This window comes from Amorphus sp. 3PC139-8, from assembly GCF_040750475.1.
In the GTDB taxonomy this organism is placed as follows: domain Bacteria; phylum Pseudomonadota; class Alphaproteobacteria; order Rhizobiales; family Amorphaceae; genus Amorphus.
Genome location: NZ_JABJVY010000021.1, coordinates 23,396 through 35,435 on the forward strand (window position 1 = coordinate 23,396; position 12,040 = coordinate 35,435).

The following is a 12,040-nucleotide window of genomic DNA, read 5'->3' on the forward strand; positions in this document are numbered from 1 at the left end:
AACAGGCGGCGCCGGCCTTCGATGAGATCGGGACGAAGAAGATGAAAAATCTGAATTAATGCAGAAGCTTAATGAGATTTCTTCACGCTTGGATTGATGTGCGGAAGATGCCCTAAGCCGCGGTGATCCAGTGGCGCGGATCGGTGTCCAGGCTTGCTCCCTCGCGACCGAGAGCGGCGACGAGATCGGCCACCGTGTCGAGGGAATGGATCGAGCGGAACTCGTCGACATGGGGCAGCATGGCGCGGATGCCGCGGGCCTTGGCCTGGAACTGATCGTAGCGAAGGAGCGGGTTCAGCCAGATCAGGCGCCGGCAGGAGCGGTGCAGCCGGTCCATCTCCTTGGCGAGGTCTTCATCCGACTCCCGCTCCAGACCATCGGTGACCAGAAGCACGATCGGTCCGCCATGCATGACGCGGCGCGACCACAGCCGGTTGAACGTGTGCAGCGCAGCGGCAATCCGGGTGCCGCCGGACCAGTCCTCCACGGAGTCCGCGCAGGCGATCAGCGCTTCGTCCGGGTCCTTCATGCGCAGTTGCCGAGTGACGTTGGTGAGCCGCGTGCCGAACAGGAAGGTCGTGACCCGCCGGCGCTCGCCAAGCGCGTGCAAGAAATGAAGGAGAAGCCGGGAGTAGGGGCTCATGGAGCCGGAAATGTCGAACAACGCGACGATCGGCGGTGCGATCTCTCGACGCGCCTTGAAGGCGAGCGTCATCGACTGGCCGCCCCCGCGCAGGCTCTGGCGCATGGATCGGCGCATATCGACCCGGCGGCCACGGGTCGACTGTGTGAACCGGCGGGTTTTGACGGTGTCCAGCGGCAACACCAGCTTGCGCAGCGCGATCTTCGCCTCGGCGATTTCCTCCGCCGTCATCTGGGCGAAGTCCTTCGCCTGCAGCACCTCCGACCCGGAAACCGTCTGGCGCGCGTCGATCTCCACTTCCGGCCGCTCCGTTTCCTGCTTGCGCTCCTGGCCGGCATTGAGCGCGCGGGAAACGCGCAGCGAGCCCGCTTTCGCCTTAGGCTCGGAGCGCTGAGGCGGGGCCACCGGAGAGAGGAGTTCGATCATCTTCTCCAGGAGGCCGCGCGTGCGCCAGAATTGGTGGAACGCCTCGTCGAAGACGACATGGTGCTCGCGCTTGGACACCAGCACGGAATGGAGCGTCCAATAGAAATCGTCCCGGCGCTCGACCCCCGCCGCTTCGAGCGCGCGCGCCGCCTCCAGAACCCGCGCCGGGCCGACGGGAATGCCCGCCGCCCGGAGAATCCGGGCGAAGTGGACCAGGTTGTCCAACAGCTTGCCGCTCGCCTCCGGCGGCGTGTTGGCGTTGTCCTGCGGCGGGGTGTCGGCCGTCATAGGGTGGCGCTGGCCTCGGTCTTGATCTCCTCGATCAGCTTGGTCAGTTCGCTGGCCTGAACCCGGGCGATGTCGTCCTGGTATTTCAGAAGCACGCCGAGCGTGTCGGACACCGTTGCCGGATCCAGCGCAATCTGGTCGAGCTCGGTCAGCGCGGTGGCCCAATCCAGCGTCTCGGCAACGCCCGGCGCCTTGAAGAGCTCCATGCTCCGCAGCTTCTGCACGAAGGCGACCACCTCCTTGGAGAGGTGCTCGGCGGCCTCCGGCACCTTCAGGTGGACGATTTCCAGCTCCCGGTCGGCGTTCGGATAGTCGACCCAGTGATACAGGCAGCGCCGTTTCAGCGCGTCGTGGATCTCCCGGGTGCGGTTGGTGGTGATGATGACGATCGGCGGCTCTTCGGCGCGGATGGTGCCGATTTCGGGGATCGTCACCTGGCTGTCGGAGAGAACTTCCAAGAGAAACGCCTCGAACGCCTCGTCGGCGCGGTCGAGCTCGTCGATCAGGAACACGGGCGGACCGGCGAGATCCGGCTCCAGCGCCTCCAGCACCGGACGCTTGACCAAAAAGCGTTCGGAGAAGATGTCGGCGGCCAACTCGCCGCGGTCGGTCTGGCCGGCGGCTTCGGCGATGCGGATCTCCACCATCTGGGCGGGGTAGTTCCACTCGTAGACGGCGGTGGAGACGTCCAGCCCTTCGTAGCACTGCAGGCGGATCAGCTTGCGCCCGAGCCCGCTCGCAAGCACCTTCGCGATCTCGGTCTTGCCGACGCCGGCCTCGCCCTCCAGGAACAAGGGCCGCTGCATGGAAAGCGCGAGATAGAGCACCGTGGCGAGCGGCCGGTCGGCCACGTAGCTCGATTTCGCCAGGAGTTCGAGGGTGGCGTCGATGGAGCCGGGGACCGGCGTCGTGGTCATGAACTTACTCCGAACCGGGATCGGGCGGGGCGACGGCGCATGCCGTGCGCGGCCCATGCACCATGCCGCCGCTTCGCGCCTGCATCAAGCGGGTCGAAACGGAGAAGGGCTTTCCTCAGGCCAAGCACGACACTACCGTGCGCCGCGTTCGGACCCGTTGGAGACAAGATGCCATGACGACGATCACCACCGATGACGGAATCAGCCTCAACGTTCGCCTCGACGGGGATCCGACCAAGCCGTCCGTGCTGCTTTCGAATTCGTTGGGGACGGATCTTGCGATGTGGGACGACCAGATCGCCGCGCTAGTCGAGCATTTTCAGGTGGTGCGCTACGACGCGCGCGGCCACGGCAAGAGCGATGCGCCCGACGGCGATTATACGATCGACCGCCTGGGGCGCGACGCGGTCGCGGTTCTCAAGGGGCTGGGCATTGCGAAGGCGGCATTCTGCGGCGTTTCCATGGGCGGCATGGTGGGCATGTGGCTCGGTATTCATGCGCCGGAGCGGATGACGCGGCTGGCGCTCTGCAACACCGCTCCCTCGATGGGGCCGGCGAGCATGTGGCAAACCCGGATCGACACGGTGCTCGCCGACGGCATGGCGGCGATTGCCGATGCTGTGGTGGAGCGCTGGTTCACGCCGCCTTTCCTGACGGCGGCGCCGGAAACGGTGGCGAAGATCCGTGCCATGCTCCTGTCCACAAAGGCGGTCGGCTATGCTGGGTGCTGCGCGGCGATCCGCGACATGGATCAGACCCGCGAACTCTCGCAGATCGCCTGTCCGGTGCTGGTGGTGGCCGGCGCCGACGATCCCGCTACGCCGCCGGCGCGCGGCGAAGAGATCGCCGCTGCGATCCGCGGTGCGGAACTGGAGGTGTTCGCCGACTGCGCGCATCTGTCGAACATCGAACAGGCCGAGCGGTTCAATGCGCGGGTGGTGCCCTATCTCGCTGGCGCATGACTGCCCTGCGCGAAATATGATTTCAGAGGGCCTGGCCATGCGGTAGATATTTGCGCAGATGGCGCGCGTATCCTGCGCCTGCGCAAATAGGTTCCTCTCATGACCACGCTCGATCGCACCGACAAGAAGATCCTGACCATCCTGCAGGAGGATTGCACGCTGCCCGTCGCCGAGATCGGCCGGCGGGTGGGGCTATCGACAACGCCGTGCTGGCGCCGCATCCAGCGCCTGGAAGAGGAGGGGGTGATCACCCGCCGGGTCGCGCTCCTTGATCCGGCCAAGGTCAACGCCAAGGTGACCGCGTTCGTCTCGATCGTGACCAACCAGCATACCGAGGACTGGCTGGACCGGTTCGCCAGCGCCATCAAGACGTTCCCGGAGGTCGTCGACTTTTACCGAATGGCCGGCTCGGTGGACTATCTTCTGCGCGTCGTGGTGGCCGACATCGAGGCCTATGACGCTTTCTACAAAAGGCTGATCGCCAAGATCGACGTGGCCGACGTCTCCACCACGTTCGCGATGGAACGGATCAAATCCACCACCGAACTGCCGCTCGGCTATATTCCGCTCGACAAGGAAAAGGGCCGGGCAACGAGTGCGTAGAGAATCTTTCCGCTCGGGTTAGCTCGCTTCGCTCGCGGTTCCGCGAGGGCGGCGCTTGGCCGGCGCGCGGTCGCGCGCTGGCTCCGCAAATCCGACATTCTAGGACTGGATCGAAAGCGGAAGGATAATCCGACCTACCGCCCGTCGTGGGTCTCCGACACCATCTCGACGACTTCCGCTTGGTGGGCATAGGGATCGTGTGCGTCGTTGGCTTGTAGGCCGGCCGCGACTTCGGCGCTGTCCCGCTTCTCCTTCGGAAATGCGAACGACAGGATGATCGCGCCGCCGATCAGCGTCACCGTGACCGCCAGCCCCACCAGCGCTTCCGTCTCGCCGATGAACATGTCCCACAGGATCTTGCCGCCAATGAAGACCAGCACGGCGGAGAGCGCCGGCTTCAGATAGCAGCAGCGGGCGACCAGGGCGTCGATGACGAAATAGAGCGCCCGGAGGTTCAAGATCGCGAACACGTTCGAGGTGTAGACAATAAACGGGTCGTGGCTGATGGCGAGCACGGCGGGGATGGAATCGACCGCGAAGATCAGGTCGGAGACCTCGATCACGATCAGGGCGAACAGGAGCGGGGTCGCCATCAGCATGGTGCCGCCGCGTTCGGTCTCTTCGCGCACCAGGAAGCGGGTGCCGTGCACCCGCGGCGTCATCGGCAGGTGGCGCGACAGCCAGCGGAACGCCCGATTGTTGGCGATGTCGACGCTTTCCTCTTCGTCGTGGAGCAGGAGCTTCACGCCGGTGAAAATGAGGAGCGCGGCGAAGAACAGGAGCAGCCACTCAAATTCGTGCAACACCGCCGCGCCGGCGCCGATCAGGATGGCGCGGAACACCATTGCGCCGAGAATGCCCCAAAACAGGACCCGGTGTCGGTGCTCTCGCGGGATGCCGAAATAGACGAAGATCACCGACATCACGAACACGTTGTCGAACGACAGGCTCTGTTCGACGATGTAGGCGGTGAAGAATTTCGCGCCGGCATCCACGCCCATCGAAAGCCAGACGCCGATGCCGAAAAGAACCGCAAGACCCGCATAGCCCGACGCCAGAAGCAGGCTCTCCCGCATCCCGACCACATGGGCGCGCCGGTGCAGCACACCGAGATCGACGATTAGGATCAACGCGACGACGGAAAGAAAGACGACCCAGAATAGCGGCGAGACGCCGACGATGTCGGAGGAGGTTTGCATGATGTCCCTGGCCCCGATCATGGGCCGTTCGCGCGGATGTGTGACGGACGTCACATTTTTGCGATGCCGATGAGATCGGTACGGCAGAGGCGATATGCAAGGGCGGTGGGGCGACAGGCAGCCATGCGCCGGGTAGATTAGGTGGGTTCCAAATTCGAGCCCTCGCTTTGTGAAGGCGGCTCAAAGATTTACGAGACGACCATGAATCAGCACGTTAGCCGGTCGGCCTGCCCGCACGATTGTCCCTCCACCTGTGCGTTGGAGGTCGACGTTCTGGACCGTCACACGATCGGTCGCGTTCGCGGCGCCAAGGCCAATGACTACACGGCCGGCGTGATCTGCGCGAAAGTGGCGCGCTATGCGGAGCGCATTCACCATCCCGACCGGCTGACGAAGCCGCTCGTGCGCACCGGCCCGAAAGGCTCCGGCCAGTTCGCCGAGATCGGGTGGGACGAGGCGTTGGACCGGGTCGCCGAGGCCTTTCTGGAGGCCGAGCGCGCCTTCGGCGCCGAAAGTGTCTATCCCTACCACTATGCCGGGACGATGGGCCTGGTGCAGCGCGACAGCATCCATCGGCTGCGCCATGTGAAGCGCTATTCCCGCCAGTTCGATACCATCTGCACCAATCCGGCCTGGACCGGCTTTATTGCCGGCACCGGCCGGCTGGCCGGGCCTGATCCACGTGAGATGGCGAAGTCCGATTGCGTCGTGATCTGGGGCACCAACGCGGTCGCGACCCAGGTCAACGTCATGACCCATGCCACAGCCGCCCGGAAGGCGCGCGGCGCCAAGATCGTGGCGATCGACGTCTACGAGACCGATACGGTGCGCCAGGCCGACCTGAAGCTCGTGCTCAGGCCGGGCACCGATGCCGCGCTCGCCTGTGCGGTCATGCACGTGCTGTTTCGCGACGGCTATGCCGATCGCGACTATATGGCCCGCTATGCGGATTGTCCGGAGGCGCTGGAGGCGCACCTTCAGTCGCGTTCGCCACAGTGGGCGGCTGAGATCACAGGGCTCTCGGTCGACGATATCGAGGCCTTCGCCAAGCTCGTTGGCACCACCAAGCGGACCTATCTGAGGCTTGGCTACGGCTTCACGCGCCAGCGCAATGGTGCGGTCGCCATGCATGCCGCTGCGTCGATCGCGACGGTGGCCGGCTTGTGGACCCAGGAAGGCGGTGGTGCCTTCCACAACAATGGCGGGATCTATCGGCTCGACAGCTCCATGGTGATGGCGGTGGACGCGCTCGACCCTTCGACACGGAAACTCGACCAGTCCCGGCTGGGCGCGGTCCTGACGGGCGATCCGGACGTGCTGTTTGGAGGCCCGCCGGTCAAGGCGATGCTGATCCAGAACACCAATCCGGTTTCCGTCTGTCCGGAACAGGAGTTGGTGAAGCGCGGTTTCGCGCGCGACGATTTGTTCGTGTGCGTGCACGAGCAGTTTATGACCGAAACGGCGAAGATGGCCGACATCGTGCTGCCGGCCACGATGTTCCTGGAGCATGACGACCTCTACAAAGGCGGCGGCCACCAGAACATCCTGCTCGGGCCGAAGCTGATCGACGGGCCGGAGGGTTGCCGGTCCAACCACGACGTCAACGGTGCGCTCGCCGAGCGGTTGGGTGCGGAGCATCCGGGCTTTAGGATGAGCCCGCGCGAGCACATCGACTGGATGCTGAAGGCGTCGGGACGCGGTACGCTCGCCGAGCTGGAAGAGGCGGGCTGGATCGATTGCCAGCCGCCGTTCGAAACTGCGCATTATCTGGACGGGTTCGCCTATCCGGACGGCAAGTTCCGCTTTCGCCCCGACTGGACCTCGGTCGAGGCCAACAACAACGGGCCGATGGGGCCGTGGAGCGCGCTGCCGGCGCTGCCCGATCATTGGGGCACGATCGAGGACGCGACAGAGGATTATCCGTTCCGGCTGGTGACGGCGCCGGCGCGCTCGTTCCTGAACTCCACCTTCAACGAGACGCCCGGTTCTCGTTCCAAGGAGAAGCGGCCGAGCGTGATGATCCATCCCGAAGACGCCGCGGCGGCCGGCCTGGAGGAGGGCGCTCGGGTGCGGCTGACGAGCCGGAACGGTTCGGTGGTGGTTGCCGCCCGCCTGTTCGAGGGTATCCAGCGCGGCGTTCTGGTCTCGGAAGGCCTGTGGCCGAACGATGCGTTCGAGGACGGCTGCGGGATCAATACGCTGACATCCGCCGACCCGGTGGCGCCCTATGGCGGTGCCGCGTTCCACGACACCCGCGTGCGGGTTGCCCAGGCTGTCGCTCTGGCCTAGGTCATGACCCAATTCGAGTTTGAGCGGGAGTTGCGGATGAGAGTGGGCATCGTAACGGGACGCGTGATTGCGGCCGGGGTCGCTGGGCTGGTGCTGTCGCTGGCCGTCTCGGCGGGGGCATCCGCCCAGAATACGGCGGCGAACAGCGCCGTCATGGGCCGCAAGCTGGTGGATGCATGCGTCTACGATCAGTATCGCCGGCAGGGCTCGAGCGAGGGCGTCGTGAAGACTTGCCAATGCGCGGCCCGCAAGGCGGGCCCCTCGCTGCAGCCGCGCCAGGTGGAGCGCTTGCAGCTCGGTGTGCCGCTCACCGGCGATGTCCGCGACGAGATCTACAAGGCGATGGCGAGCTGCCAGTAGGCGCGCCTCGCGCCCTGCGGCTTTTTCTCACTCCAGAGGCGGCGAAATCAGCGATGTCGGGAGCTGTCCGCCGCTGAGCGTGACCATCCCGTTCTCCATCTGCGCTCGGCCGGACGCCAAGGCGGCCAGCGCGGCTGGGTAGATCCGGTGTTCCTCTGCCAGCACGCGGGCGGCGAGTGTGTCGGCCGTGTCTTCCGCGAGCACCGGAACGGCCGCTTGCATGAGGATCGGGCCGGCATCCAACTCGGCGCTGACCAGATGGACGCTGCAGCCGTGGATTTTCACCCCGGCGGCCAGTGCGCGCGCATGGGTGTCCAGGCCCTTGAAGGCCGGCAGCAGCGACGGGTGGATGTTCAAAATCCGATTCGGGTAGTGGGCGACGAACGCGCTGCTGAGAACCCGCATGAAACCGGCAAGACAGATCAGCTCGGCGCCGCTGTCGTCGATCGCCTGGGCGAGCGCGGCCTCGAACGCGGCCTTGTCGGCGAAGGCCTTATGGTCGACGACCGCGGTTTCGATGCCGGCGGCCTGGGCGGTTTCCAGCCCGCCGGCATCCGGCCGGTTGGAAATGACGCGCACGATCTTCGCCGGGTAGGCCGGATTCTTTGCGGCCGCGATCAACGCGGCCATGTTGGAGCCGCGCCCGGAAACGAGCACGGCAACCGGCGTCTTTGCGTCCGTCATAGTCAGGAAAGTCCAAGTCTGCCGCGATAGACGACGCCGCCGTCGCCGGTTGCAATCTCGCCAAGCGTCACGACGGTTTCGCCGGCGTCGGAGAGCGTCTTGGCGACCGCGTCGGCCGTTTCGGGCGCCGTGATGGCGATCATCCCGATGCCGCAGTTGAAGGTCCTGAGCAACTCGCTCTCTGCGACCGGCCCGGACTTTGCCAGCCAGGGGAACACCGGCGGCACGGCAATCCGGTCGAGATCGAGGGTAGCCGAAACGGTCTTGGGCAGCACCCGCGGGACGTTCTCCGTCAGTCCGCCGCCGGTGATGTGAGCAAAGCCTTTGATGGCGTCGCGATGGGCGGCGAGCGCCTGTTTCAGACTTGCGACATAGATCCGCGTGGGCGTGAGCAGCGCTTCGCCCAGGGACCGGTTCGGCTCGAACGGGGCGGGGGAGGCGAGGCTGAGGCCCGACTGGGCAACGATCCGGCGCACAAGCGAATAGCCGTTGGAATGGACGCCCGCCGAGGCGAGACCCAGGACCACGTCGCCGGGCGCGACGTCGCTGCGCGGCAGCACCTGGCCGCGCTCCACCGCACCGACCGCAAAGCCGGCGAGATCGTAGTCGCCACTTGCGTACATGCCGGGCATTTCCGCCGTCTCGCCGCCGATCAGCGCCGCACCCGCCTGCTGGCATCCCTCCGCAATGCCCGCCACCACATCGCGCGCCACGCCGAGCTCCAGCCGGCTGCAGCCGAAATAGTCGAGGAACAGAAGCGGTTCGGCGCCTTGCACGATCAGGTCGTTGACGCACATGGCGACGAGGTCGATGCCGATGGTGGTGTGCAGGCCGGTTTCGATGGCGAGTTTCAGCTTGGTCCCGACCCCGTCGGTGGCGGCGACCAGAAGCGGATCCTCGAACCCGGCCGCCTTCAGGTCGAACAGGCCGCCGAAGCCGCCGAGCGCGGCATCGGCACCGGCGCGCGCCGTGCGGGCTGCCAGCGGGGCGATCGCGCGGACGAAGTCGTTGCCGGCGGAAATGTCGACGCCGGCATCGGCGTAGGTGACGGTCGGACGATCCGGATCTTGGGTCATGGGAAGGCGGGCGGCTCCACGTTGTTCGCGCGCATCCAATCCGTCCGGCCGTCGGATTGCAATCGGGATTTCGCGGCGCTGATGCGTTGGGACCGGACGCATGTCATAAATCGTGCGCACAAGATCGCAAACCAGCAAGAAGCCCGCGCCGTGACGGTTCCCAACCTCCTGACTGTTCTTCGATTCGTGTTGGTGCCGGTGGTCGTCTGGGCGATCGCCGACGAGCGCGATGTGGTCGCGTTCGCGGTGTTCGTCGTGGCCGGGGTGACCGACGGGGTCGATGGCTTCATCGCCAAGCAGTGGCAGATGACGAGCCGGCTTGGCGCCTATCTCGATCCGCTTGCCGACAAGGCGCTTCTGGTGTCGATTTTCGTCGCGCTCGCCTTGAGCGGGGATCTGCCGGTCTGGCTGGTCATTACGGTGGTGGCGCGCGATCTTCTGATCGTCGCTGCGGTGGTCGTGTCCAGCCTTATGGGGCGCGTGGTTCCGATCCGGCCGCTTCCCATCAGCAAGATCAACACCGTCGCGCAGATCCTTCTGGTTGCGATGGTGCTCGGCGATCTCGCCTTTTCGTTCGGGCTGATGCGCGAACGCGCGGCGATGGTGTTGATCGTCGCCGGCTTGACGGCCCTGTCGGCGGCGGCCTATCTCGTCGTGTGGCTGCGATATATGAGTGATGGGTCCGCAGCCGATCTCACGGAAGAGGACACGCAACCGTGAACCTAGGCCGCCAGATCATCTTCTGGGTTGTTGCGGCCGTGGTGCTCCTGCTGCTGTTGCGGTTGTTCCAGGGCATTCTGCTGCCGTTCGTCGGCGGGCTGTTCCTCGCCTATCTTCTGAACCCGATCGCGCGCTGGCTGCAGCATCACGGCATCAATCGCGTATTGGCGACCAGTCTGATTCTGGTGGTGTTCGTCGTTTTGGTGGTCCTGGCGCTGGTGATCATCGTGCCGGTCATCGGCAATCAGCTCGCTGGATTCCTGGAGCGGATCCCCGACTATATCGACCATCTGCAAACCTTCCTGGACCAGCATGCGGAGACGAATCGCCTGGCCGGGATTCTTGGTGTCGATGCGGGCGAACTGCAGTCGGCGGTGACCAATATCGTCAGCCAGGGGGCAAGCTGGGCCGGCAGTGTGGTGAAATCGGTCTGGTCGGGTAGCCAGGCGGTGATTTCGCTGCTGTCGCTGCTGGTGGTCACGCCGGTGATCGCCTTTTACCTCCTGATCGACTGGGAGCGCATGGTGTCGTCGCTCGACGGTCTCCTGCCGCGCGAGCATGCCGAAACCATCCGCCAGCTCCTCTACGATATGGACCGGGCGGTGTCCGGCTTTATCCACGGTCAAGTGTCGCTCTGCCTGATCCTGGGGCTGTTCTATGCGGTCGCGCTGGTCGCCGTCGGCCTCAATCATGGCCTGCTGATCGGCCTGATGGCGGGGTTGATCTCCTTCATCCCCTATCTGGGGTCCGGCCTCGGTTTCGTGGTCTCCGTCGGAGTGGCGTTCAGCCAGTTCTGGCCGGATACGCTGATGATCGGCCTGGTGATCGCGATCTTCCTGTTCGGCCAGTTCATGGAAGGCAACGTCCTGCAGCCGAAGCTCGTCGGCGGACGCGTCGGGCTGCACCCGGTCTGGCTGATCTTCGCGCTGTTCGCGTTCGGCTATCTGTTCGGCTTTGCCGGGATGTTGATTGCCGTGCCGGCTTCTGCGGCGGTTGCCGTGCTGGTGCGGTTCTTCGTTCAGCAATATCGCCAAAGCACCATCTATCATGGCGGCGCGTCGTCCGATCCGCCGGCTCCCGCCGTGGCAGGCCAAGTCGACGGGACGGCGGCAGGGAAACCGGACGCGTGAGCCGCGAGCCTGCAAACCGGCCGCGGCAGCTTGCATTGAGGCTTCCGATGGAGCCGTCCTACCGCCCCGAGGATTTCGTTGTCGGAGGATCGAATGCCGCGGCGTGGTCCGTCATCCAGGCGTGGCCGGACTGGCCGCACCGGGTCGCGCTGATCGTCGGTGCGGAGGGGACCGGCAAGAGCCACCTGGCGTCGATCTGGAGCGCCCACAGCGGCGCGCGGATTGTCGCCGCGCGCGATCTTGGCGGGATCGATCCGGTGAGCCTGGTCCATATGGGGCCGGTCTGCGTGGAGGATTGCGATCGGGGACCGGTCGACGAGCCGACCCTGTTTCATCTCCTCAACGCGGTTCAGGCTGCGGGCAGTTCGCTGCTTCTGACGGCCCGAGTGCCGCCCTCGGAGTGGGGGATCGCGACCCGCGACCTCGATTCCCGGCTGAGGGCAATCCCCCCGACCAATATCGGCGTGCCGGAAGATGCGCTGCTTGAACGCGTGCTCGCGAAGCTGTTCACGGATCGCCAGCTCGATGTCGATCCAAATGTGACGCGCTATCTCGTCCGCCGCATGGAGCGTTCGCTGAGAGCAGCCGTGCACCTGGTCGATCTCATGGACCGCGAAGCGTTGGCGCGCCGGCGGCCCGTCACCCGCCGAATGGCCGGTGAAATCCTGGAACGTGAAGGGCTCGGCGACGGTGCCGACGAGCTTGACGATCTCCCGGATCCGGAGTGATCCCGCAGCCGTGCC

At 65.4% G+C, this 12,040-nt stretch carries 12 protein-coding genes; 7 read left to right on the plus strand and 5 right to left on the minus strand.

The annotated features are described in order from the left end of the window. Window positions 1-112: 112 nt before the first annotated feature. Window positions 113-1,357 (minus strand): VWA domain-containing protein, encoded by a 1,245-nt coding sequence (locus HNS03_RS18075; protein ID WP_367197336.1) that lies wholly within the window; start codon window positions 1,355-1,357, stop codon window positions 113-115. Continuing rightward, entirely contained in the window at window positions 1,354-2,274 is a 921-nt protein-coding gene (locus HNS03_RS18080) for an AAA family ATPase (protein WP_367197337.1), read from the minus strand. Before HNS03_RS18080 ends, HNS03_RS18075 begins: the two co-directional genes overlap by 4 nt. A 173-nt stretch (window positions 2,275-2,447) precedes the next feature. Here HNS03_RS18080 and pcaD point away from each other — a divergent pair, with 173 nt between their 5' ends. Then, window positions 2,448-3,236 carry a 3-oxoadipate enol-lactonase gene (gene pcaD / locus HNS03_RS18085; protein WP_367197339.1) on the plus strand — a complete coding sequence of 263 codons (789 nt, stop codon included), beginning with the start codon at window positions 2,448-2,450 and terminating at the stop codon, window positions 3,234-3,236. A gap of 99 nt (window positions 3,237-3,335) precedes the next feature. Beyond that, window positions 3,336-3,839, plus strand: coding sequence for an Lrp/AsnC family transcriptional regulator (locus tag HNS03_RS18090; protein ID WP_367197341.1), 504 nt, complete (start codon window positions 3,336-3,338; stop codon window positions 3,837-3,839). Window positions 3,840-3,973: 134 nt separating this feature from the next. On the opposite strand, the gene HNS03_RS18095 is transcribed toward HNS03_RS18090, so the two are convergent. Further along, on the minus strand, window positions 3,974-5,059 hold the full coding sequence (locus HNS03_RS18095) for a TerC family protein (protein ID WP_367197342.1): 1,086 nt from the start codon (window positions 5,057-5,059) through the stop codon (window positions 3,974-3,976). A 180-nt stretch (window positions 5,060-5,239) separates the two neighbouring features. On the opposite strand from HNS03_RS18095, the gene HNS03_RS18100 reads away from it, so the two are divergent. After that, window positions 5,240-7,327: a molybdopterin oxidoreductase family protein gene (locus HNS03_RS18100; protein WP_367197344.1), complete on the plus strand. Its 2,088-nt coding sequence runs from the start codon at window positions 5,240-5,242 to the stop codon at window positions 7,325-7,327. A 36-nt stretch (window positions 7,328-7,363) separates the two neighbouring features. Beyond that, window positions 7,364-7,687, plus strand: a complete 324-nt coding sequence (locus HNS03_RS18105; RefSeq protein ID WP_367197346.1) for a hypothetical protein — start codon at window positions 7,364-7,366, stop codon at window positions 7,685-7,687. A 27-nt stretch (window positions 7,688-7,714) separates the two neighbouring features. On the opposite strand, the gene purN is transcribed toward HNS03_RS18105, so the two are convergent. Then, entirely contained in the window at window positions 7,715-8,371 is a 657-nt protein-coding gene (gene purN, locus HNS03_RS18110) for a phosphoribosylglycinamide formyltransferase (RefSeq protein WP_367197348.1), read from the minus strand. 2 nt (window positions 8,372-8,373) lie between these two features. Next, window positions 8,374-9,447, minus strand: a complete 1,074-nt coding sequence (gene purM / locus HNS03_RS18115; protein ID WP_367197350.1) for a phosphoribosylformylglycinamidine cyclo-ligase — start codon at window positions 9,445-9,447, stop codon at window positions 8,374-8,376. Between the two features lie 150 nt (window positions 9,448-9,597). Between purM and HNS03_RS18120 the strand changes: the two genes are divergently transcribed. Genes HNS03_RS18120 through HNS03_RS18130 form a run of 3 tightly spaced genes read left to right on the plus strand, consistent with a single transcriptional unit; the run spans window position 9,598 to window position 12,025 of the window. After that, complete coding sequence (locus tag HNS03_RS18120) at window positions 9,598-10,167, plus strand: CDP-alcohol phosphatidyltransferase family protein (RefSeq protein WP_367197351.1); 570 nt, start codon at window positions 9,598-9,600, stop codon at window positions 10,165-10,167. Then, window positions 10,164-11,297 carry an AI-2E family transporter gene (locus HNS03_RS18125; RefSeq protein ID WP_367197353.1) on the plus strand — a complete coding sequence of 378 codons (1,134 nt, stop codon included), beginning with the start codon at window positions 10,164-10,166 and terminating at the stop codon, window positions 11,295-11,297. Before HNS03_RS18120 ends, HNS03_RS18125 begins: the two co-directional genes overlap by 4 nt. A 47-nt stretch (window positions 11,298-11,344) precedes the next feature. Continuing rightward, entirely contained in the window at window positions 11,345-12,025 is a 681-nt protein-coding gene (locus tag HNS03_RS18130; RefSeq protein ID WP_367197355.1) for a hypothetical protein, read from the plus strand. The last annotated feature ends 15 nt before the right edge of the window (window positions 12,026-12,040 follow it).

Coding starts and splice junctions, on each gene's coding strand:
- pcaD (WP_367197339.1), top strand. CDS start 2,448: ATGACGACGATCACCACCGATGACGGAATCAGCCTCAACGTTCGCCTC.
- HNS03_RS18095 (WP_367197342.1), bottom strand. CDS start 5,059: ATGATCGGGGCCAGGGACATCATGCAAACCTCCTCCGACATCGTCGGC.
- HNS03_RS18080 (WP_367197337.1), bottom strand. CDS start 2,274: ATGACCACGACGCCGGTCCCCGGCTCCATCGACGCCACCCTCGAACTC.
- HNS03_RS18130 (WP_367197355.1), top strand. CDS start 11,345: ATGGAGCCGTCCTACCGCCCCGAGGATTTCGTTGTCGGAGGATCGAAT.
- HNS03_RS18105 (WP_367197346.1), top strand. CDS start 7,364: ATGAGAGTGGGCATCGTAACGGGACGCGTGATTGCGGCCGGGGTCGCT.
- HNS03_RS18090 (WP_367197341.1), top strand. CDS start 3,336: ATGACCACGCTCGATCGCACCGACAAGAAGATCCTGACCATCCTGCAG.
- HNS03_RS18100 (WP_367197344.1), top strand. CDS start 5,240: ATGAATCAGCACGTTAGCCGGTCGGCCTGCCCGCACGATTGTCCCTCC.
- purM (WP_367197350.1), bottom strand. CDS start 9,447: ATGACCCAAGATCCGGATCGTCCGACCGTCACCTACGCCGATGCCGGC.
- purN (WP_367197348.1), bottom strand. CDS start 8,371: ATGACGGACGCAAAGACGCCGGTTGCCGTGCTCGTTTCCGGGCGCGGC.
- HNS03_RS18075 (WP_367197336.1), bottom strand. CDS start 1,357: ATGACGGCCGACACCCCGCCGCAGGACAACGCCAACACGCCGCCGGAG.